We start from the raw sequence: 21926 nt of genomic DNA, 5'->3' as shown, positions 1-21926 counted from the left end.
TGGTGGTGGGAGGCCGATTCCTGGTGAGTGGCGAGGTCAGGCCGCGATGGCGGAGGTCAGTGAGTCATAGGCGGTCTCGTTGCGACGGCGCAGGATCAACGCCTGGACGACGCCGATGAGGACCGCGGCGACCACCAGGGCGAAGAAGAAGTCGGCCAGCGACTGTGACCCACCGATGAGGGTCGGGAAGTTGGCGACGACGGCGATCAGCGTGACCCCCAGGCCGAGGAGACCGAGGACGGGTGCGACGACCGAACGCCACACGCCGGCGGCGATCTTCTTGCGCCGGAAGTAGACGATGACGGCGACGCAGGTCAGTGCCATCAGCACCACGATGCCGAGCGTCGCGACACCGGAGAACCAGGCGAAGACCTGCAGTTCGGGATCGAGTCCGAGGGCGGCGAACAGTGCCACCAGCGCCACCGCGGTGGTCGTCTGCACGAAGGAACTGACGTGCGGTGAGAGGTGCGTCGGGTGGATGGTGCCGAGGCGGGACGGCATCGCCGTCGCGTTCGCCATCGAATGCTGGTAGCGGGAGATCACGTTGTGGAAACTGAGGATGCAGGCGAACAGGCTGGTGATGAGCAGGATGTTGACGGTCGTCGACGCCCAGGTGCCGAGGTAGGTCTGCGCGGTGGCCATGATCATGCCGGCCGGATCCTCGGCGGCCGCGGCCACCACATTGTCCGGGCCCCACGCCATCACCAGCGCCCACGACGTGAAGGCGTAGAACACGCCGATCAGGAGCACGGCGACGTAGGTGGCGCGCGGGATGGTGCGGTCGGGATCGCGGGCCTCATTGCGGAAGATCGCCGTCGCCTCGAAGCCGATGAAGCCGGCGACGGCGAACATCAAACCGATGCCGGGAGCGCCGGAGAAGACCGCCGACGGGGTGAACGATTCCAGCGACAACCCTTGTGCGCCACCCTGAACCATGATGGCGATGTCGAGGATGAGCACGATGCCGATCTCGGCGATCAGCAGCAGTCCCAGCACCTTGGAGCTGAGCTCGATGTGGCGGTAGCCGAGTACTCCGGTGAACGCGGCGACGGCCAGCGCGCAGGCCCACCACGGGATGTCCGGGCCACCGAGGTCGACGATGCCCGAGGAGATCAGCACACCGATCAGCCCGTACACCGCGACCTGCACCATCGTGTAGGTGAGCAGTGCGAGATGGGCGGTGCCCAGGCCGAGAGGCCGGCCGAGGCCGTAGCCGACGTAGGTGAAGAAGGCGCCGGGACGCGGGATATGGCGGGCCATCGTCGACAGGCCGACCGCGAACAGCAGCAGCACCACGGCGGTGACGACGAACATCGCCGGCACACCGGGCCCGTTGCCCAGCAGGAACGCGATCGGCACGCCGCCGCCGACGACGGTCAGCGGTGCGGCCGCCGCGACGACCATGAAGACGATCGCCCCCACACCGAGGGAACCGGACAAGGATTGGGCGGTGGGAGCCGAGGCTGTCCCCGGGGAGGTCGTCGCGGCGGAGGCCGCGCCGGCGTCGATGGATGTCATGGGTGTGTCTTTCGTGGCAGGGGCGCGCAGTGGGATCGGGCGCCGGGGATGAACGCATCGGGCCGCAATGCCCGTCGTGCATCCAGAATCACGGTCGCTCATCGCCACGGAGTTGCTCCGCCGTTAACCGTTGTGACACCCCATCGGGAATCGGCCGGGCCCGACGACCCGTTGCATGTCACCGCGCGAACACGGGCCCGAAACACGGCGGCAACACCGCGTCACTAGCGTCGCGCCCTATGTCCGAGCCCGTAGCCGATGGTGCCGGGCGCCGCGCTCGGGTGCGCCTGCGGTTGGGTGCCCGGACGCAACTTGCGGGCCTCGACCGCCGCACCCTGGGCTTCGGCGACGTCGTGGCCCAGTCGGTGGCGGTGATGGCACCGTGTGCCGCGGCCGCCACCATACCGATGCTGGTGAGCCAATCCGGCGGGCCGCTGGTCTGGAGTGTCCTCGGCGCCGCGGTGTTGTCGGCGCTGGTCGCGGTCACCCTGGGCGCGTTCGCGTCGCGGATGGCCGCCCCGGGTGCGCTCTACACCTACGTCGCCAAGGGATTGGGATCGACGAGCGGGCTGATCACGGCCGCCGCGATGGTGCTCGGGTACGGCGCGTTGAGTGTACTCATGCTGTCGCAGATGTCCTGGTACGGGCTGCGCCTGATCGGTGTCGACGATCCCGGACCCGTGCAGATCTGCGTCGCCGCCACCGCGCTCGCCGTGCTGTGCGCGGTCCTGCTCATTCGCGGAATACGCTTCTCGGCCAGGGTGGGACTGGTGGTGGAGGCCGTCGCCGTCGTCGTGCTGTTGGCCGTCGTGGTCGCACTGCTCGTCCGAACCTCTCCGCATTCGTCGTTGTCGGCGATGGTGGCCGGCCCGGAACGCATGACCGATCTGTTCAGCGGCGTTGCCATCGGCGTGTGCGGACTCATCGGATTCGAGAGCGCGGCAACGGTGTCGGTGGAGGCGCGGCGACCGCTGCGCACCGTTCCGCGGGCCATGCGCGTCTCGCTCGGCATCGGGGTCGTCGTCGTGGTTCTCGCCACCGCGGCACAGGCGGGCAACCTGTCGGTGTTGGAGGCCATCGCGGGCCTCGGCAGCGGCGACCTCGGTGTTCTCACCCGGGAACTGGGGGTCGGGTGGGTCACGCCGATCGTCTACATCGGGGTGTGCGCGTCGTTCCTGGCGTGCATGCTCGCCAGCACGACGGCGTTGACGAGGACATTGCTGTCGCTGTCGCGTGAGGGTGTCGTGCCCGCGCCGCTCGGGCGCACCCATCCGCGATACAAGACCCCGGTGGTGGGGGTGGTGATGTCGGTGGCGCTGATCGCCGCGGTGGTGGTCGTGAGTATCTTTGCGGGGGCGTCGGCCAACAGCGTCCGTGGGTCGATGGCGTCGGCGCCGGCGATCGCGTTTCTCGTGGCGTACGCCCTGGTGTGTGTCGCGGCGCCGGTATTCCTCTATCGGACCGGTGAACTGCAGCCGCGGATCGTCGTCGCCGCCGCGCTCGGTTCCGTCGGGATCGTCGCGATCCTCGTGGTCTTCATCGTCACCAACATCGGTGGGGTGTGGTGGCCGGGGATCCTGGCGGCGGTGGCCTGGCTGGTGATCGCGGCGCTGGGCTGCGTGGTCTTGCGTGTCGTGCGGCCGGAGTTGTTGGCTCGGGTCGGTATTCACGAAACGCCGACCCGTTCCGAAGTCTGGAGTGGGCATCTGGACACCGACGACATCGCCGTCGTCGGGCCGACCCGATGAGCCCGGCCTTCGCCGGCGATTCGTCGTCGCGGTCGGTGATCAACGCGCTGCAGATCCTCGAAGAAGTGGCCACGATCGGGCCCGGTGTCAGTGCCGCCGAACTGTCGCGGCATCTGGGACTGTCGAAGTCGGCGATCTACCGGCTGGTGAATCTGCTTGCCCAGGAGGAGTATCTGGTCCGGACTCCCGATCTCGGCGGGTTCGCGCTGGGTGCCAAGATCGAGCGTCTCGTCGGAGTCGCGTCGGGCTCGACGGTGCCGGAACAACTGCGCACCACCCTGGATGAGCTCCGGGGTGGGTTGCGCTTCGGCGTGCACCTGTTCGGCTGTCACCGGCCCGGTACCGCGCGTGCGCGTCTGAGTCTGATCGACATCGACCCCGACTATCCACTCAGCGATCCCGGGCGGCTCCTGCACGATCTGACCGCCTCGGCCGCCGGACGTCTCGTACTCGCCGTCGGATCGGGACATCCCTCGGCGGCACCGGAATTCGTCAGTCAAGTCGGATCGTTCATCCACAATTTCGGCTGCGTGGCGGTGCCCGTCTGGGGGCGGGACGATGAGTTGAGTGCCGTGCTGGTGATCTCGGCGCCGGCCAAGCACATCGACAACGCCGACGCGCTGGCGCGGTTGCTGAGCGAGCCGGCCGCCCGGGTGGGGGCCATCCTGCGGGCCGAGGGCTGAGCTCGGATTCGGGTTATGTCTCCTGCGCGCGTTCACCCAACGCGTGCAACAACTCCCGGAGCCGGCCGAGATGCACGTCGAGGTGGGAGAGATCGCCGTCGCCGAGGGTGAGGGCGCGGAACACGAGGCCGTCGACGGCGGAGAAGACCACCTCCACGGTGGTGTCGTCGTCGGGAAGGTGCATCCGCCGCAACGATTCTCCGATGGACTCGGCATATCGCGCGTAATAGCGCTCGACGTGCGGCCGTAGCTCGGGACGGCGACGGGACTCGAGCACGAGTTCGTACTGGAAGACCTGTTCGTCGAGGGTATCGCGGACCAGGCGCGACAGTCCCGCCATGAAGCTGTCGACGCTGTCATGGCCGCCGGATAGGGCCGAATCGGCGATGCTGACGTCAACGCAATGCTCGAGGGCGGCCTCGAGGAGGGTGTCCAGATTGGCGAAATGATGCTGCACCGTGCCGTGGGTGACGCCGGCGGCCGCGGCCACCGCACGGTAGGTCAGTTTCCGAATGCCTTGTGTGGCAACGATGGTGATGGTAGCCGACACCAGGGCATCCCGGCCGGTGCCGTAGCCGGGACGGGCGCCGGAGGTGGGCGTGGAGACGTTGTTCACGACGGTGGCTCCTCCTCCCGATGCGGTTTACCCAAAGGGAACATACCAGCACTCATCCGAAACATTACGTTTGTAATGTTGCTGGCAACCGCAGGGTATCGACGTCGATGCGACTGCGCGACCGATGACCTCACCCACACGTCAGGACCCACGATCATGACCGAAACGACCCGACCGACCACCGCCATCGACTTCCGCTACCTGTCCGAGCAGGACATGATCGCCGCCGGCGTCACCGACATGGCCGCCTGCGTGGACGCCATGGCTGAGACCTTCGTGCTGCTGCACCGTGGCGACTACCGGATGGCCGGACCCAACGCGGACTCGCACGGTGCGATGATCACCTTCCCCGATGAATCCGAGTTCGAGACGATGCCGGCCAACACCGCCGACCGTCGCTTCATGGCGATGCCCGCCTACCTCGGTGGCAGCTTCGGCACCAGTGGAATGAAGTGGTACGGATCGAACATCGCCAACCGCGAGAAGGGGCTTCCCCGTTCGATTCTCATGTTCATGCTGAACGACACCGACACCGGTGCCCCGCTGGCACTCATGTCGGCGAATCTGCTGTCGGCGTATCGCACCGGCGCGGTTCCCGGCGTCGGCGCACGACTGCTCGCCCAACCCGACTCGCAGGTCATCGGCATCGTCGGACCCGGCGTGATGGCCAAGACCTCACTGGCCGCGTTCGTGGCGACCTGCCCCAAGATCGACACCGTCAAGATCAAGGGCCGCGGCCGAAAGAGCCTGGACACCTACACCTCCTGGGTCGCCGAGCAGTTCCCGCAGATCGAGGTGATCGAGGTGGACACCCTGGAAGAGGCCGTCCGCGACAGCGACATCGTCACCTTCTGCACCTCCGGTGAGGCCGGTGATCCGTCGACCTATCCGACGCTGACCCGCGACTGGATCAAGCCCGGTGCCTTCCTGAGCATGCCGGCCGGCTGCAACATCGACGAGACCCTCCGGGGTCCCGACGTGCGCAAGGTCGTCGACAACACCCGCCTCTACGAGGCCTGGGCGGAGGAGGCCGGACACCCGTCGCACAACGTGATCCCGATCATCGGCTGCAAATTCCTCGACATGATCCACGACGGCACGATGGACCGTGACGAACTCATCGACCTCGGTGCGGTGGCCGCGGGCGATGTGGTCGGTCGTCGCAGCGACGACGAGATCGTGCTGATGTCGGTGGGCGGCATGCCTGTCGAGGATGTCGCGTGGGCAACGGTGGTGTACCGCAACGCCGTCGAACGCGGCATTGGGACCTCGTTGAACCTGTGGGAAAGCCCGGTGCTGGCGTGAGTCCCGCCGCGCGACGTTCGGTGATCGTCGTCGGACTCGGCTCCATCGGGTCGATGACGCTGTGGCAGTTGGCCTCCCGGGGTGTGGATGTGCTCGGTATCGAACAGTACGGGCGTGTCCACCCCAATGGGGCCTACGCGGGGGAATCCCGACTGTTCCGGGTCGCCGCCAAGGAAGGCGAACTGTTCACCCCGGCGTTGTTGCGCTCGCGGGAACTGTGGCAGCAGTTGGGTGCCGCCTACGGCAGCGACGTCCTGCTGCCGGTGGGTGCGCTGAGCGTGGCGCCCGCCGACCACCCCGATCTGGTGCCGACCCTCGCCGCGATCGACCAGTTCGATCTGCCGCATGAGGTCTTCGATGCCGCGTCATTGCGAGAACGGTTCCCCCAGTTCGCCATCGATGACGGCGACGTGGGTGTTCTCGACACACTGGGCGGCGCGACGCGGCCCGAGATGGCCGTCGCGGCAGCCACGGATCAGGCAGTTGCGCACGGTGCTTCGATGCTCTACGACACCACGGTGCTCGACATCGAGGACACCGGGCACGGGGTCAGGGTGAGCACCACCCGGGGTGAGTACCTCGCCGATCAGGTCATCGTCACCGCCGGTCCGTGGACCACACAGGTACTGCCCGGCCTCGCCGACATCGTCACGTCCAAGACGTTCGCGCTCACCTGGCTGATGCCGCGCCACGTCGACCTGTTCACCCCGGATCGGTTGCCCGGCTTCATGCGTGACCGCGACGACGTGCATGCGTTCGGCGTGCCGACACTCGACGGGTACAGCATCAAGATCTGCCCGCATCTCGACTTCGACACCGCCACCGAGCATCCCACGACACTCGACGGCGATCAGTTGCGCTGGGTCGGCGAGCAGGCACAGCGGCTGATGCCCGATCTCATCCCCGAGGTCGTCCGGTGGTCGCTGCACGCGGATTCGTGGACGCAGACGAAGATGCCGGTCATCGATCGAGTCGGTGACCGGGTCGTTGTGGCAACGGCGATGAGCGGCAACGGTTTCAAGTTCGCACCGGTGTGGGGTGAGGAACTGGCGGCGATGGCGCTCGGTGAGCCGGTGCGGTTCGTCGGGGATGCGTTCACCGTCGACGGGCACCGGAGTGTGGCGGTGTCCTGACCACTACCCGGTCACCACACCCGCGACGAGGTTGATGGTGGTGGCCAGGATCACCGCACCGAAGACGTAGGAGATCAGGCAGTGACGCAGGGCCACCGCACGGATCGCGGAGTCCGAGACCGACGTGTCGGACACCTGATACGTCATGCCGAGGTTGTAGCTGAAGTAGAAGAAGTCGCGGAACGCCGGCGGGTCGTCGGAGTTGAAGTGGATGCCGCCGGGCGTGGCGTCGGCGTAGTACATGTAGGCGTACCGGGTGGCGAACATCAGGTGCACGCTCGCCCAGGCGAGGAAGACGCCGGCCAGAGCGAGTGCCGCCGGAGGCCACTGCGCGTGGGAACCACCCTCGATGAGCAATCCGACGATGCCGCCGAGAGCGGAGAGGGCGGCGGCGATGACGATGATCTCGTCGACCTGCGGCCGGAAATCCTCGCGCGCCACATGCTCCTTGGTTTCGGCGCCGTCCATCGGCCACAGAGCGAGCCAGCCCATCAGCACGAACGCTCCCGCGGTCCCGACGATGCCGACGAGCAGTCCGTGTCCGATGTCGTCGATGAGCACGCCGGTGGCGGTGCCGGCCACGACTCCTACGGCCACCGCGGTGAGGATGCGGTGGGTCGCGGCGATCGGCGTTATCTGCATGCTTCAGTGATAGTGGTTCGTCAGCCGTTTGCGGCTGTACGACGCGGCGTGTGGCACCCCGATGCCGTGTGGATCCGGTCTCCCGGCACCCTGGAGGCATGTCCACCTGGGAATTGATCGCGGTGCTCGCCGCCGGGTTCGGCGCCGGAGCCATCAACGCTCTGGTCGGTAGCGGAACACTCATCACCTTCCCCACGCTCGTGGCGTTCGGGGTGCCCCCGGTCAGTGCGACCATCTCCAATGCGATCGGATTGGTCGCCGGCGGCGTGTCGGGAACGTGGGGGTACCGGCGAGAACTCGATGGGCAGTGGCCGAGGCTGCGGTGGCAGATCCCCGGGTCGTTCCTCGGTGCGTTGCTGGGATGCTTTCTGTTGCTGCATCTGCCGGAGACGGTGTTCGAGGCGGTCGTACCGGTGTTGCTCATCGGTGCGCTGATCCTGGTGGTTCTCGGACCCCGGATCCAACGGTGGTCGTTGCAGCGGTCGAGGGCAGGCCATGACCCGGATGTGCCGATCTCCCAGGCATTTCCGCTGACGCCCACGCGCCTCGCCGCGATGACGGCGGCCACCTTCCTCATCGGCATCTACGGCGGCTACTTCACCGCCGCGCAGGGCATCCTGCTGATCGGTGCCATCGGTGTGATCGCCCCGGACGACATCCAGCGCCTCAACGCGGCCAAGAATCTGCTGTCGTTGATCGTGAATGTCGTTGCCGCCGTGACCTACACGATTGTCGCGTTTGACCGGATCGAGTGGGCGGCGGCCGGGATGATCGCCGTCGGTTCGCTGATCGGCGGCGTGGTGGGTGCGCGGTACGGGCGGCGGTTGTCGCCGTGGACGCTGCGCGTGGTGATCGTCGTCGTCGGTCTCGTCGGCCTGTGGCGGCTGCTCGCCTGAGTTCTGAGGTTTCACCGTCGATGGGATGGCCACCGGGTAGCGTGCGACAGGTCAAACTGCAGTCGAGACGAAGGTGAGTGACACGAGATGTCCGAGGTGATCGTGGTGGCGACAATCAGCCCGCAGGAGGGCAAGGAAGCCGAGGTCAAGGACGCGATCCTGACTGCCATCGACAAGGTCCACGGCGAGCCGGGCTGCGAACTGTACGCATTGCACGAAGCGGCCGTCGGCACCGATTTCGTGATGATCGAGAAGTGGGAATCGGCCGACGCCCTCAAGGTGCATGGCAGCGCACCGGCGCTCGCCGAACTCGGCGCCGCGATCGGTCCCCTCCTCGCGGGGCCGTTGGACGTGAAGACTTTCACCGCCGTCCCGGCCGGCGACGCAAACAAGGGCGCCCTCTAGGTTCCGTCGACCGCAGTCGACCAAGGAACGGCCGTCTCGCAGACGGCCGTTCCTTGTGAGGATTCCCCGACCCGCGCTCTCTCACTGCGTTGACAGCGCTCTCTTCCACGTTGACAGCGCTTTGTTCGACGCTGATGGCGCCCGGCCGGTGTGAGCCTGGCGCCGTCGGACGTCAAGCGAGCGCTGTCACGTCATCGGTGAGCGCTGTCAACGTCGGACCGGGCGCTGTCAACGACGACGAGGGCGCTGTCAGTGGGGGCGAGGACGCTGTCAACGGTGTCGGGCTGCGCGGCCTGTCGGGACCGGAGTGCGAGGACCGAGTGACGACGGCCGTAGAGCAGGTAGACGACGACGCCGATCAGCATCCAGACGACGAACCGAATCCAGGTCTCCACCGACAGGTTGATCATCAGCCACCCGCAGGCGACGATCGCGAGGATCGGGACGAATGGGCTTGCCGAACCCGGAAGCCGCGCTTGAGATCTGGTCGGGTGCGACGCAGGATCAGCACACCGGCGCAGACGAGCACGAAGGCGAAGAGGGTGCCGATGTTGACCATCTGCTCGAGCACACCGATCGGGAACAATGCGGCGATCGCCGCGACCACGACGCCGACGATCATGGTGACGCGCACCGGATTTCCCGACGCGTTCGTGGTTCCCCACGATCGCGGGATCAGGCCGTCGCGTGACATCGCGAACAGCACACGGCTCTGACCCAGCATCATCACCATCACGACCGTGGTGAGGCCCGCCAGGGCGCCGACGTTGATCGCGGTCTGTGCCCAGGTGATGCCATGCGCCCTCGAATGCGGTGGCCAGGGTGGCGCTGCCGTCGCCGACCAGCGGGCTGCCGGTCCGCAGTTCCTGATATCCGACCATGCCGGTCAGTACAACGGTCACCGCCACGTAGAGCACGGTGACGATTGCGAGGGACCCGAGGATGCCACGCGGAATGGAGCGTTGCGGGTTCTTGGTCTCTTCGGCGGTGGTCGCGACGACGTCGAAGCCGATGAACGCGAAGAAGAGCAGGCTTGCCGCGGCCAGCAGTCCGTACCAGCCGTAGTTACTGCCGTCCGACCCGCTCAGCGCCGCGAACAGGGTCTGCTGCAGTCCCGCGTTGCTGTCGGTGTTCGGTTCTGCCGCAGGCACATACGGATGATAGTTCGCCGTGTTGATGAAGAACGCGCCGACGATGATCACCAGCAGGACCACCGCCACCTTGATGGCGGTGATGACGGTCGAGACGCGTGAGGACAACTTGACCCCGAACGCCAGGGTCAGGGTGATCGCGCCGATCACCGCCACCGCACCCCAGTCTGTGTCGATCCCGCCGATCGAGATGGTCGTCGGCAGACCGATGAAGTCCGACAGATACAGCGACCATCCTTTGGCGACAACCGCACTGGCCAAGGCGAATTCGAGGATGAGGTCCCACCCGATGATCCAGGCGATGAATTCGCCGAAGGTGGCGTAGGAAAAGGTGTAGGCGCTGCCCGCGACCGGGACGGTGGACGCGAACTCGGCGTAGCACAACGCCGCGAGACCGCACGCCACCGCGGCGAGGATGAACGCCAAGGACACCGACGGCCCGGCCATGTCGCCGGCGGTGCGGGCGGTGAGGGTGAAGATGCCCGCTCCGATCACCACGGCGACCCCGAAGGCCGTGAGATCCTTGGTCGTCAGGTCCTTGCGCAGCTTGCTGCGCGGTTCGTCGGTCTCGGCGATCGATTGCTCGACGGATTTTGTCCGCCATATCCCGGTTCCGGCATATGTGTTCTCCTCGTTGCGAGTTCGCTACGCGCAGTGCATCTCTGACTGCCGACCTGACACGGGGGTACCCGTGGCACGCACTGGGGTGCCTGCGCGCACGAGGGCTGTGGCCGGTGCGGGCAGACGATGATCGGCAGTGCACGTCATGCAATCAGTGTGACCTGGGCCACGCCAAGGAGAACGGCGATCCCGGTGCCGATACGCAAAGAAGTCGAGCACGCCGCCGCAACCGGTGAAAATTCTTGTGTTCGACGGCGACAGGTCCGGGTGGGTCTCGCTCAGCGATGCCAGGACCCGAGCACGATCATCGTCTTCGTGCCGGTCGCCTTGCCGCCTCGCCGCAGGTGGTTGATCACCTGCTGCAGATGGCTGTGGTCGCGGGCGCGCACCTTGACGAGCATGTCGGGGTCGCCGGCGATTGTGTAGACCGCCTCCACCTCGGGGATCTGCGTCATCTCGGCCATCATCTCGTCCGGTTGGGAGTTGCCGACGTAGCGGACCTCGGTGAAGGCCTCGACGGGGCGTCCGAGCGCGGCGTGGTCGACGGTCGCGGTGAAACCGGTGATGACATTCTGTGCGCGAAGCCGGTCGACGCGCCGTTTGGTGGCGGCCACCGACAGATTCACCCGTGATGCGAGATCCGAGAACGTCGCCCGACCGTCGTCGGACAGCAGCGCGAGCAGGTGGAGATCAACGTCATCGAGCTGGACCATGCGCAATAATCTATCGCGAAGATCGTCCCTGTGACAAAGATTTGCGTACTCGTCGCTATTTCGCGCCAAGTCCTTGTGCAGGACCGCGCCGCGCCAATAGCGTCCTGCGCCATGACATCACAGACATCGACCACTGGATTCCTCACCGCGCTGCATGATCGCGACTTCGAGCAGATCGTGCTCTGCCGCGACCCCGAGGTAGGTCTCGAATCCGTTATCGCCGTGCACGATACGACGCTCGGACCGTCATTGGGTGGTGTCCGGATGCGTTCCTACGCCTCGCCCGCGGACGCCGTTGCCGATGCGATGAACCTCGCCCAGGCGATGACCTACAAGGCGGCCCTCGCCGGAGTGCCACTCGGTGGCGGCAAGAGCGTGATCAACATCGATCCGCGAGTGGCCAATCGGGACGAGGTGCTCATCGCCCACGCCAAATACATTGCCTCACTGAATGGCCGGTACATCCCCGGCGTCGACATGGGCACCTCGGTGCGCGACCTGGAATTGATCGGCCGCCACGTACCCGTCGTCTCCAGTCAACGCGGCGACCCGTCGTACTTCACCGCTCGCGGCGTGGTCCGCAGCATCGAGGTGGCCCTGGAGGCCTGCGGCCGGACCGTCGCCGGCGCCCGGGTGGCGGTGCAGGGACTCGGCAACGTCGGCCTGCACGTCGCGCGGATGCTGACCCAGGTCGACGCGCAGGTCTTCGGCGCCGACATCGATGCCGACCGGATGCATCGCGCCGTCGACGAGATCGGAATCATCGCAGTCGATCTGGAGGATGTGTTGCAGCTCGACGTCGATGTCGTGGCGCCGTGTGCCGGTGGTGGTGTCATCGACGGGAATGCGGTCGGCGCGCTGCGTGCTACCGCGCTCGTCGGTGCGGCCAACAATATGCTGAGCGCCAATTCCCTTGCGGCCGAACTCCGCACACGCGGCATCATCCACGTCCCCGACTTCGTCGCCAACGCCGGCGGACTGCTCGCCGTCGAGGCCGAGGTACGCGACGACGAGACCGGGCTCACCGAACGGGTCGACGCCATCGCCGACACCGCCCGTGAGGTGCTCAATCGCTCGACGGCGGCCGGCACCGACACCGTCTCGGTGGCGCTGACGATGGCAGGAGAGATCGTCGAGGCCAACCGGAAGCACCGGCCGTACTTCCGGACGGAGTGAACGTCACCGGTTATCGGCGGCGTCGTTGATCACGACGTCCAACAACACGATCACCGACAGCGGCGAGACGAGCACGACCAGCAGACAGGCCCACAGCGGCCAACCGACGGCCGCCAACACCGTGGCCACGACCGGCGATGTGCACATATATGCCCACGGAATCACGTTGTCCCGCCGAACATCGAGGATCGGACCCGAGGGAATGACGAAGTACGTCCACCACAACGAGAACGAGATGAGCACGCCGGCGGCGAGCGCGACCATCGATTCCACCGTCCGTCCCTGTGCGTTCGATATCATCTGGGCGGCAGCCAGAGCGCCGGTGATCGATTCGCCGATCGCGATGATGGCGAGCAGGCCGTAACGCTCGGCGATGTGGTGCGCATGCCACGGAAAGCCGCCGCCGCGTCGGCGGTCGTTGAACTCGGCGATGACCGGTCCGCCCAAATCGAGGATCCAGATGATCACCAGCCGGACGAGCGCAGCGGTGAACGACAGTGGTAGCAGAATCCATGTCACCCAACCGATCTGGGCGATCCGCCACGGCCTCTCCTTTTTCGGCGAAGTTTATCCATATGGCGGATGCATCGTTCGGAGCCGGCCGGACCGGGTCGGTGCGGGCGAATCGGGTCAGGGCGTGTCGGCGCCCAAGGGTACGGCGGGACCGACGAAATACTGCTGCCCGTCGAATGACGCGGGCAGCCCGGCCGCGAGATATCGGCCGATTCCGGGTTGATCGAGTTCGGCGAACAGCGGATTCCTCGCGAGCTCACCCGACGCGACGACCTCGTCGAAGCTGCGGTACCGCTGCGACAGCACCGATGATCCGGCCAGTGCGGCGGCGACCTCGTCGGTCGAATGGTCGGCGAACCACTTGCCGAACAACGCGTTCAGCACGGCTCGGTGGGTGAAGCGATCGGATTCGGCGGAGAAGTCGACGCCGAGCGACTGCTGGAGGGAGTCGACGACCGCCTCCGTTCCGGTGATCCGGACCAGGTCGCGGAAATGGCGGCCGGTAAGCGCGACGAGCATGAACCGGTCACCGTCGGCGGTCACCACATCGGTGCCGTAGGTGCCGTACACGTCGTTGCCGGTGGCCGGGCGGGACTGCGAATTGACCTGCGGTTCGGTGAGATAGCCGAGTGTACCGGCGATGGAGAGGGCGGTGTCCGCCAGCGGCAACCGAATCCGGCTGCCCACTCCGGTCTGTTCACGGCGCCGGACGGCGGCGGTGATCGCCAGCGCCGCATAGAGTCCGCACACCACATCCCACGCCGGGAGCACGTGGTTGACCGGGCCGTCGTGGTCGAGGGGGCCGGTGATCAGTGGGAATCCCAGTCCCGCATTGACGGTGTAGTCGACGGCGGGGGTGCCGTCGGAGCCGCCGAGGAGTTCCAGGGTGATGACGTCGGGTCGCAGTGCGGCCAGGGTGTCGTGGCTCATCCAGTCGCGACCACCCGCGTTGGTGACGAGAATGCCGCCACCGGAACCGGATTCGGTGACGAGCCGCTGGACCAAGGCCTGCCCGTCGGGTGATCGCAGATCCGCGGTGACCGACTTCTTGCCCTTGTTTAGTCCGGTCCAGTAGATGGAGGTGGTGCCGTCATCGGTGAGTGGCCACCGATTCACGTCGGCGGCCCCGCCGATGGGATCGACGCGGATCACCTCGGCACCCAACTGGGCCAGTGTCAGCCCGCACAGTGGGTTGGCGACGAAACTGGAGACCTCCACCACGCGTACACCGGCGAGCGGACGGACATGGGAATCGGGCGACGTCATTGTCAGATCTCCTTGATTCTCAGACGGATTCAACGATGGCGGCAAATCTCTGACCGCCACCGATACACATGGTGACCAGGCCGCGACCGCCGCCACGGCGATGCAACTCGTGTAGCAGGGTGGTGGCAATGCAAACGCCGGTGGCGCCGATCGGATGACCGAGCGAGATGCCGGAGCCGTTGACATTGAGCCGGGCCTGATCATTCCATTTCCAGCGCTCCAGCACGCGCAACAACCGGACGGCGAATGCCTCGTTCAGCTCCACCAGGTCGACCGATTCGGGAGGTGTGGCCGCGGAGTCGAATCCGCGTCGGCCGGTGGCCGGAACCGGGCCGGCCCCCATCCGGGACGGATCGCATCCGCCGCCTGCACCATCATCGCCGCGGTCGCCAGGGCCTGCAGGCCACCACCGCAGCGACGATCGCGGCCCGCCGAAGCTGTTGCGCGCTCACATGAACCGCCCGCCGGTGACCTCCATGACCGTGCCGGTCATGTAGGACGACAGATGGGTGGCCAGGAACAGTGCCACCGTGGCCACCTCGGTGACCTCACCGGCGCGGCCCATCGGGATCTCGGCCATCTTCTGATCCCACGCCTTCTGCGGCATGGCCTCGGTCATTGCCGACCGGATCAGGCCGGGCTGGATCGCGTTGACCCGAACACCATGATGGGCAAGCTCTTTGGCGGCGGCCTTGGTCATGCCGACGATGCCGGCCTTCGCGGCGGAGTAGTTGGTCTGCCCGACCATGCCGACCTTGCCCGACAAGGACGAGAGGTTGACGATGGCGCCGCTCTTACGTTCCCGCATGATCGCGGCGGCCTTGCGGGTGCCGTTCCAGGTGCCCTTGAGGTGCACGTTGATGACCTGATCGAACTGCTCCTCGGTCATGTTCCGCATTGTCGCGTCCCGGGTGATACCGGCGTTGTTGACCATGACGTCGACCGGGCTGAACGTGTCCGCGGCGGCGGCGAGAAGGGCGTCGACCTCGTCGCCCTTTGTGACGTCGCAGCGCACGCCGATCGCGACCGACGGGCCGCCCAGTTCGGCGGCGGCCTTCTCGGCGGCCTCGGCGTTGACGTCGCCGATGACGACGCGTGCACCCTCGTCGACGAACAGTTGGGCGATCGCGAAGCCGATTCCCTGTGCGGCGCCGGTGATCACGGCGGTCTGGTTGTTCAGAAGTGGTCCGGGCATGGGTGGGTCCTTCGGGGTTGCGGTGGTGTGCGGGTGGTGGGGTTCAACGACCGACTGGCGGGATCTACTTGGACGCCGCGCGAATCAGGTTGCCGCCGATGATGAGTCGCTGGATCTCGCTGGTGCCCTCGTAGAGGCGAAGCAGGCGGACCTCGCGGTAGATGCGTTCGACCGGGACCTCACGCATGTAGCCGGTGCCGCCGTGGATCTGGACCGCGAGGTCGGCGACCTTCCCGACCATCTCGCTGCAATAAAGTTTCGCGACCGACGGTGCGGTTCGGCGGTCCTCGCCGGAGACATATTTGGCGGCGGCGTCGCGGACCAGTGCGCGGCCGGCCATCACGCCGGTTTGCTGATCGGCGAGCATCGCCTGCACCAATTGGAAAGAGCCGATGGGCTTTCCGCCCTGGGTGGCACTGGCGGCGTACTCGACCGACTCGTCGAGCGCACGCTGCGCCGCGCCGACCGCGAGAGCCGCGATGTGGACGCGTCCGCGGGCCAGGGAGGTCATTGCCGCCTTGTAGCCGGCTTCCTCCTTGCCGCCGACGAGGGCCGACGCCGGGACGCGGACACCGTCGAAGGAGACATCCGCGGTCCACGCACCCTCCTGGCCCATCTTCTTGTCCTTGACGCCCACCTCGATACCGGGTGTGTCGGCGGGGACGAGGAACACCGCGATGCCGGTGCCGGATTCGTCGGCGGGACGGGTGCGGGCGAACACGATGAACAGATCGGCGATGGGGGCGTTGGTGATGAATCGCTTCTGTCCGTCGATGACCCACTCGTCGTCGTGGCGGACGGCCTTGGTGCGCAGACCCGCCGGATTGGAACCGGCGCCGGGCTCGGTCAGCGCGAACGATGCCACCACCTCGCCGGAGGCGATGCCTTCGAGCCACTGCTTCTTCTGCCCGTCGGTGCCGAAGTTCACCAGCACCTGCCCGGCGATGCCGTTGTTGGTGCCGAACATCGATCGCAGCGCGAGGCTGGTGTAGCCGAATTCCATGGCGAGTTCGACGTCCTGGGTGAGGTCGAGGCCGAGGCCGCCCCATTCCTGCGGTATCGCATAGCCGAACAGCCCCATCTCGGCGGCCTGTGCGCGCAGGTCGTCGGGGATGGCGTTGGTCTCCATGATCTCGGTTTCGCGGGGCACCACCTTGGTGCGGATGAAGTCGTGGACGACCGCGCGGATCTGCTCGAAATCGTCGGCGCCGACGGCGGGGGTGTGTGGCTGAGTCGTGACTGACATGACCCGAAATTATCAAAAAGGTGGCGCGCAAACCAGATGGACTCGAAAAAGGCCTGCAAGACTGCGCCTGTGCGGCCAAGAGCTGATAATCTATACGCGTCGCCTACCAGCAACGGAAGAGAGACCATGACCCGCGCGGAACCGCATCACGCCACCGGCGACTCCTCGTCGCCGGCGTCCCTGTCTTCGGTCTCCTCGTCCTCGGTCTCCTCGTCCTCGGTGCTCAAGCAGACCGCCGCCAAGGAGATCCGGCGACGGGTGTTCTCCGGCGAGATGAAGCCCGGGACCAAGGTCGATCAGGACGCGCTCGCCGATCGGCTCGGCATGAGCAAACTCCCTGTCCGCGAAGCGCTGATCTCCTTGGCCGGCGAGGGGATCATCGAGACCATTCCGCGGCGCGGTGCCTTCGTCGCCGACCTCGCACGCGAGGACATCCGGGATCACTACTGGATGCTCGGCGTCATCTCCGGGCTGGCCGCCGAACGTGCATCGATGAACCTGACCGACGACGAACTCGCCGAACTGAGCGCGCTGGCCACCCGGATGGAGTCCGCCGACGACCTCCTGGCGTTGGAGCGCCTCAACTTCGGATTCCACCGGGTCGTCAATCTGGGGGCGCGGTCGCGGCGGCTCGTCGCCGAACTGCGGCTCCTCAGCGGAGCCATCCCGGACGGCTTCTTCGACTCCCATCCCGAGTCGGTCGCATCGTCGTTGCGCGATCACCGTGAGATCGTCGATGCGCTCGCGAGCCGGTCGCCGGGGATGGCACGCACCCTCACCGAGGGGCATTTCCTGCGTGGCGGTCACCGTGCGGTGGCGTTGCTCGAGGAACGCGGCTTCTGGGCGTGAGTGGCGGCATGGCAGATCAAGAATGCAGGGAGATCAAGAATCAACAGTGCCGTGCGGGCGAACATCCGGGCGGTGTCGGAGATCGGCGGCGTTGGCCGCTTCTTCCATCGTCGACGGCCGTTCGACGCCGAGGATGGTGAACAGTCGGTGGAGTTCGGAGTAGTCGTCGTCGCTCATGTTGCCGCTGTTGGTCTCAGCTTCCGATGAAATGCGGCGATTCACCGCGTCGACGTCGAACGCCTCGGGATCGAAGGTGTCGGCATGTTCGCCGAGCCAGTCCCGATACTCGTGCTTCGGATCGGCCTTGACCTCGAGGACGACCGACAGATGACGGTGAGACGCCGGCACGGTGGTCAGCGCAACGACAAGGCGACGTCCGCGTGTCGGCGATACTGCTGGTAGACGTCGGGTCTGGGGTCCGCGCTGATCAGTGTGGACCCGATCTCCCAGTCGGGCAGATCGCCGGTGAGCGCCCAGGCGGCCTGGCGGGCGGCGCCGAGCGCCACGTACTCGCCGTCGGCGGGCAGGACGATCGATCCCCCGAAGAGTCCGGGGGCGATCGATTGCACCGCGCACGATTTGGTGCCGCCGCCGATCGTGATAAACCGGCGCAGCGCGATGCCCTGGGCCTCGATCTGTTCGCGGCAGTACACCAACGAGCACAGCAACCCCTCCACGGCGGCTCGTGCGATGTTGGCGGGCAGAAAGTTGGTGGCGGTGATCCCGCCCAGGTTTCCGGTGGCGTCGGGCAGGTTCGGTGAGCGTTCACCGCCCAGGTAGGGCACCATCGTCAGGCCGCCGGCTCCGGACGGCGCCGACTGCGCGAGGTCGGCGAACGTCGCGAGGTCGACATCCAGTGCTCGCGCGGCGGCGGCCAGTACCGGCGCGCCGTTCAGCGTGCACACCAGGGGAAGGTGTCGTCCGGTGGCGTCGGCGAATCCTGCGACGAGGCCGTTCGCGTCGTGGGGTGCCACCTCGGTGACGGCGCTGACCACCCCCGAGGTGCCCAGCGACACGATGGCGTCGCCCGGTCCTGCGTGCAAACCCAATGCGGCAGCGGCATTGTCACCCGCACCCGCGCCGAGCAGGGATCCGGTCGACGTCCGTCCCGCGGACTCCGCGGGACCGAGGACCCGGGGCAGCGCGGGGGTACGCCCCCGAAAAGCCATCGCCAGGATGTCCTTTTGGTACTCGCCGGAATCGGCGCTGAAATAGCCGGTGCCGGAGGCGTCGCTGCGATCGGTGGTGAGTGTCGCGATGTCACCGGTGCCCGACAGCCGCCACGTCAGCCAGTCATGGGGCAGGCACACCGCGGCGGTGGCGTCGGCGTGTTCCGGTTCGTGGTCGGCGAGCCACCGCAGTTTGGTGGCGGTGATCGAGGCCACCGGGACGACGCCGATCTGCTCGGCCCAGGAACCTGCCCCGCCGAACTCCCCGATCAACTCCGCTGCAGCGGGTGCGGATCGGGTGTCATTCCACAACAACGCATCTCGCACCACCGCACCGGAGTCATCGAGACACACCATGCCGTGCTGTTGTCCGGCCACCGACAGTGCCGCCACGTCGTCGATGCCGCCCGCATCGGAGATCGCCCTGCACAACGCATCCCACCATCGATCGGGATGGACGGTGGTGCCCTGGGGGTGCGGTGCGCCACCCATGCGGACCACCACCCCGGTGTCGGCGTCGCACACCACCACCTTGCACGACTGCGTCGACGAGTCGACGCCGGCGACCAGCGTCATGACAGCAACTCGGCGAGAGTGGCGCGAGCTCCCTTGCTGCGCAGTGATTCCAGCGCCCAGGAGTAGGGCGCGGTGAATGCCTCGCGGGTGCCGAGATCGCCGAACAATGACTGCTCGGAGAGGAAGGCAAGGGGATCGTTGCGGGATTGCCGGGCCAGCGGGACAAGCCGATCGGCGATGGGGTCGTCGACGTCGATGGGTTCACCGTTCTCGTCGACACCTTCGGCATAGCGCGTCCAGCACGCCACCACCGCGGCCGCGAGATCCACCGAACCGCCGGCGTCGAGGCGATCGCGGATCACCGGTACCAGCCACTTCGGAATCCGATTGGACGAGTCCTGACACAGTCGTGCAATCGTGTCGGCGACAGCGGGATTGGCGAATCGTTCCAGCAGGGTGTCGATGTAGGTGTCGACGTCCACATCCGGCAGTGGCGCGAGCGTCGGCTTGCCCTCCTCGGACATGTAGCGGCGCAGCAGGGTTCGCAGATCAGGGTCAATGGCAGCGTCGTGGACGTAGCGGTACCCCAGGAGATACGCGAAGTAACAGAGTGCTTGGTGGCCGGCGTTGAGCAGCCGCAACTTCATCAGTTCATACGGTTCCACATCGTCGACGACCTGCACGCCCACCGTCTCCAGAGGTGGTCGTCCGCAGGCGAAGTCGTCCTCGAGCACCCACTGGGTGAACGGCTCGGCCACCACCGGCCAGCGGTCGATGATGCCGGTCCGTGCCACCACCTCGTCGGCGAGATCCGGTGGGGTGGCCGGTGTGATCCGATCCACCATCGAGTTGGGGAACGTCGTGTGCTCGGAGATCCATTCCGCCAGAGCGGGATCACGCAGCCGGGCGTAGGCGAGGAAGGTGGCTCCTGCGACGTGGCCGTTGCCCGCGATGTTGTCGCACGACATCACGGTGAAGGAGTCGATTCCTCGGTCGCGGCGGCGGGCGAGAGCCTCGGTGACCAGGCCGAACACCGTTGTCGGAAGCCGCTTTCCGGTCAGGTCGGCCACGATGTCGGGATTGGCTGCGTCGAATTCTCCGGTGACCGGCGAGAAGTTGTATCCGCCCTCGGTGACGGTGAGCGACACGATACGGGTGGCCGGATCGGCCAGCGCCTCGATGACGGCCTCGGGATCGTCGGGGGCGTAGAGGTAGTCGACGATCGACCCGATCACCGATGTCTCGACCTTTCCGTCGGGATGCTTGAGGGTCAGGGTGTAAAGGCAGTCCTGTGGTAGCAGCGCATCACGCATGCGGGCGTCGGCGGGTCGTACACCGACGCCGCGGATTCCCCACGACGGATCGTGGGAGAGCAGGCGGTCGAGGTACATCGCCTGATGGGCGCGGTGGAATCCGCCGACCCCGAAGTGGACGATCGATGCGGTGACCCTGCCTCGGTCGTAGTCGGGGATGGGCACCCCGGTGATGGTGGGGAGGTTGTCGGCGCTCAGCGCGGTGCTCACGATTCGGCCTTTCGGGATGTGCCGGGGGTGTCGGGGTGATGTGAGATCTGTGGGTGGACAACGGCTTTGATCATTCCGGCCATCCGATCGGAGTTCAGTGCCGCCTCGGTGTCGTCGAGTCCGTAGTGTGCGGTGACCATGGCGTCGAGATCGACGGCCCCCGACGAGATGAGGGCGAGTGCCGTCGGCCAGGTGTTGGCGTAGCGGAACACTCCGGTCAGCACGATCTCGCGGTTCTGGATCAGCGACACGGGTAGTTCCATGGTGTCGGCACCCATGCCGACCAGGACGGCCCGGCCACCCGGGCGCAGCGCCGCGAGTCCGGCACGCACCGCGGCGGGGGCGCCACTGGCATCGACGAAGGCGTCGACGGGCTCGACCTCGTCGTCCGGGGACACCGCCAGCGTGGCGCCGAACTCCGCGGCGCGCGAGCGTCGATCCGCATCCGGTTCGCTCACGACGATTCGTGATACCCCGGCCGCGCGGGCCACTTGCGCGCACATCAGGCCGATCGGTCCGCCGCCGGCGATGAGCAGGGAGTCGCCGATCCCGACGTGGGCCTTCGTGATCGACGCGATTCCCACCGACAGGGGTTCGAGGAGTGCGGCCGCCTCGTCGCTCACCTCGTCGGGGATGTCGTGCGCAAACGCCGAACCGATCGTGACGAACCCGGCGAGCGCGCCGTCGACGGGGGGAGTGGCGAAGAACCGCATGTGCGGACAGAGGTGGTAGTCGCCGCGCAGGGATTCCGCGGTCGTGGGGTCCGGGCGCTGGGGCTCGATGGAGACGCGCCGGCCGATCCGACCTGGGTCGACGTCGGCTCCGACCGCGGTGATCACGCCCGAAGCCTCGTGTCCGAGGATCAGCGGTTCGGTGACGACGTGTTCGCCGATCCGGCCGTGGCGCAGGTAGTGGGTGTCCGAACCGCACACACCCACCGCGCTGACCTGCACCAACACGTCGCCACGTGCCGGAGTGGGGATCGGCCGATCCTCGGTGGTGATGGTGCGCCCGGGGGTCAGAACCGCCGCTCGCATGGTGC

At 66.8% G+C, this 21926-nt stretch carries 20 protein-coding genes and 2 pseudogenes; 8 read left to right on the top strand and 14 right to left on the bottom strand.

Going from position 1 to position 21926, the window contains the following annotated elements; genetic code table 11:
- Positions 1 to 36: 36 nt before the first annotated feature.
- Complete coding sequence (locus ACWETB_RS17010) at positions 37 to 1518, bottom strand: APC family permease (RefSeq protein ID WP_452212420.1); 1482 nt, start codon at positions 1516 to 1518, stop codon at positions 37 to 39.
- A 239-nt stretch (positions 1519 to 1757) separates the two neighbouring features.
- Here ACWETB_RS17010 and ACWETB_RS17005 point away from each other — a divergent pair, with 239 nt between their 5' ends.
- Both ACWETB_RS17005 and ACWETB_RS17000 read left to right on the top strand, forming a co-directional pair.
- Positions 1758 to 3266 carry an APC family permease gene (locus ACWETB_RS17005; protein WP_449741766.1) on the top strand — a complete coding sequence of 503 codons (1509 nt, stop codon included), beginning with the start codon at positions 1758 to 1760 and terminating at the stop codon, positions 3264 to 3266.
- Complete coding sequence (locus ACWETB_RS17000; protein WP_348809915.1) at positions 3263 to 3949, top strand: helix-turn-helix domain-containing protein; 687 nt, start codon at positions 3263 to 3265, stop codon at positions 3947 to 3949. Before ACWETB_RS17005 ends, ACWETB_RS17000 begins: the two co-directional genes overlap by 4 nt.
- A gap of 13 nt (positions 3950 to 3962) precedes the next feature.
- Here ACWETB_RS17000 and ACWETB_RS16995 read toward each other — a convergent pair whose 3' ends face one another.
- A complete protein-coding gene (locus tag ACWETB_RS16995; RefSeq protein ID WP_348809916.1) occupies positions 3963 to 4565 on the bottom strand; it encodes a TetR/AcrR family transcriptional regulator in 603 nt (200 codons plus the stop codon).
- Between the two features lie 156 nt (positions 4566 to 4721).
- On the opposite strand from ACWETB_RS16995, the gene ACWETB_RS16990 reads away from it, so the two are divergent.
- A complete protein-coding gene (locus ACWETB_RS16990; protein ID WP_348809917.1) occupies positions 4722 to 5870 on the top strand; it encodes a tyramine oxidase subunit B in 1149 nt (382 codons plus the stop codon).
- On the top strand, positions 5867 to 7003 hold the full coding sequence (gene solA, locus ACWETB_RS16985; RefSeq protein WP_452212417.1) for an N-methyl-L-tryptophan oxidase: 1137 nt from the start codon (positions 5867 to 5869) through the stop codon (positions 7001 to 7003). The genes ACWETB_RS16990 and solA overlap by 4 nt, the downstream gene beginning before the upstream one ends.
- A 3-nt stretch (positions 7004 to 7006) precedes the next feature.
- On the opposite strand, the gene ACWETB_RS16980 is transcribed toward solA, so the two are convergent.
- The gene (locus tag ACWETB_RS16980; protein ID WP_452212415.1) at positions 7007 to 7645 is read right to left on the bottom strand and encodes a DUF1345 domain-containing protein; all 639 of its coding nucleotides are present in this window, start codon (positions 7643 to 7645) and stop codon (positions 7007 to 7009) included.
- Between the two features lie 98 nt (positions 7646 to 7743).
- On the opposite strand from ACWETB_RS16980, the gene ACWETB_RS16975 reads away from it, so the two are divergent.
- A complete protein-coding gene (locus ACWETB_RS16975) occupies positions 7744 to 8541 on the top strand; it encodes a sulfite exporter TauE/SafE family protein (RefSeq protein WP_348809920.1) in 798 nt (265 codons plus the stop codon).
- An 87-nt stretch (positions 8542 to 8628) separates the two neighbouring features.
- Complete coding sequence (locus ACWETB_RS16970; RefSeq protein WP_348809921.1) at positions 8629 to 8946, top strand: putative quinol monooxygenase; 318 nt, start codon at positions 8629 to 8631, stop codon at positions 8944 to 8946.
- Between the two features lie 191 nt (positions 8947 to 9137).
- Here the strand turns inward: ACWETB_RS16970 and ACWETB_RS16965 are convergent.
- Together ACWETB_RS16965 and ACWETB_RS16960 are read right to left on the bottom strand one after the other, a co-directional pair.
- Positions 9138 to 10703: pseudogene (locus ACWETB_RS16965) on the bottom strand (APC family permease).
- Positions 10704 to 10996: 293 nt separating this feature from the next.
- A complete protein-coding gene (locus ACWETB_RS16960; RefSeq protein ID WP_449741763.1) occupies positions 10997 to 11431 on the bottom strand; it encodes an Lrp/AsnC family transcriptional regulator in 435 nt (144 codons plus the stop codon).
- Between the two features lie 111 nt (positions 11432 to 11542).
- Between ACWETB_RS16960 and ACWETB_RS16955 the strand changes: the two genes are divergently transcribed.
- Positions 11543 to 12607 carry a Glu/Leu/Phe/Val family dehydrogenase gene (locus tag ACWETB_RS16955; protein WP_348809923.1) on the top strand — a complete coding sequence of 355 codons (1065 nt, stop codon included), beginning with the start codon at positions 11543 to 11545 and terminating at the stop codon, positions 12605 to 12607.
- A gap of 3 nt (positions 12608 to 12610) precedes the next feature.
- Here ACWETB_RS16955 and ACWETB_RS16950 read toward each other — a convergent pair whose 3' ends face one another.
- The 5 genes and pseudogenes from ACWETB_RS16950 to ACWETB_RS16930 all read right to left on the bottom strand — a co-directional run bounded on the left by ACWETB_RS16950 (position 12611) and on the right by ACWETB_RS16930 (position 16827).
- Complete coding sequence (locus tag ACWETB_RS16950) at positions 12611 to 13135, bottom strand: low temperature requirement protein A (RefSeq protein ID WP_452212464.1); 525 nt, start codon at positions 13133 to 13135, stop codon at positions 12611 to 12613.
- A gap of 102 nt (positions 13136 to 13237) precedes the next feature.
- A complete protein-coding gene (locus tag ACWETB_RS16945; RefSeq protein WP_452212412.1) occupies positions 13238 to 14386 on the bottom strand; it encodes a CoA transferase in 1149 nt (382 codons plus the stop codon).
- A 19-nt stretch (positions 14387 to 14405) separates the two neighbouring features.
- Positions 14406 to 14756, bottom strand: a pseudogene (locus ACWETB_RS16940) (acetyl-CoA C-acyltransferase); the annotation flags it as partial.
- Between the two features lie 78 nt (positions 14757 to 14834).
- Positions 14835 to 15581, bottom strand: coding sequence for a 3-oxoacyl-ACP reductase FabG (gene fabG / locus ACWETB_RS16935; RefSeq protein ID WP_449741759.1), 747 nt, complete (start codon positions 15579 to 15581; stop codon positions 14835 to 14837).
- 64 nt (positions 15582 to 15645) lie between these two features.
- Entirely contained in the window at positions 15646 to 16827 is a 1182-nt protein-coding gene (locus ACWETB_RS16930; protein WP_452212409.1) for an acyl-CoA dehydrogenase family protein, read from the bottom strand.
- A gap of 126 nt (positions 16828 to 16953) precedes the next feature.
- Between ACWETB_RS16930 and ACWETB_RS16925 the strand changes: the two genes are divergently transcribed.
- A complete protein-coding gene (locus tag ACWETB_RS16925) occupies positions 16954 to 17676 on the top strand; it encodes a GntR family transcriptional regulator (RefSeq protein WP_452212407.1) in 723 nt (240 codons plus the stop codon).
- Between the two features lie 33 nt (positions 17677 to 17709).
- On the opposite strand, the gene ACWETB_RS16920 is transcribed toward ACWETB_RS16925, so the two are convergent.
- Genes ACWETB_RS16920 through ACWETB_RS16905 form a run of 4 tightly spaced genes read right to left on the bottom strand, consistent with a single transcriptional unit; the run spans position 17710 to position 21921 of the window.
- Positions 17710 to 18024 carry a hypothetical protein gene (locus tag ACWETB_RS16920; protein ID WP_348809928.1) on the bottom strand — a complete coding sequence of 105 codons (315 nt, stop codon included), beginning with the start codon at positions 18022 to 18024 and terminating at the stop codon, positions 17710 to 17712.
- Positions 18025 to 18029: 5 nt separating this feature from the next.
- Positions 18030 to 19421 carry an FGGY family carbohydrate kinase gene (locus tag ACWETB_RS16915; RefSeq protein WP_449741756.1) on the bottom strand — a complete coding sequence of 464 codons (1392 nt, stop codon included), beginning with the start codon at positions 19419 to 19421 and terminating at the stop codon, positions 18030 to 18032.
- Positions 19418 to 20884 (bottom strand): mannitol dehydrogenase family protein, encoded by a 1467-nt coding sequence (locus ACWETB_RS16910; RefSeq protein WP_348809930.1) that lies wholly within the window; start codon positions 20882 to 20884, stop codon positions 19418 to 19420. The genes ACWETB_RS16915 and ACWETB_RS16910 overlap by 4 nt, the downstream gene beginning before the upstream one ends.
- The gene (locus ACWETB_RS16905) at positions 20881 to 21921 is read right to left on the bottom strand and encodes an NAD(P)-dependent alcohol dehydrogenase (RefSeq protein WP_348809952.1); all 1041 of its coding nucleotides are present in this window, start codon (positions 21919 to 21921) and stop codon (positions 20881 to 20883) included. The genes ACWETB_RS16910 and ACWETB_RS16905 overlap by 4 nt, the downstream gene beginning before the upstream one ends.
- Positions 21922 to 21926: the final 5 nt, after the last annotated feature.

It is taken from the genome of Gordonia sp. NPDC003950, assembly GCF_053605205.1.
Note: the sequence above shows the minus strand (reverse complement) of the source record. Positions and strands in the feature narration are given on the sequence as shown.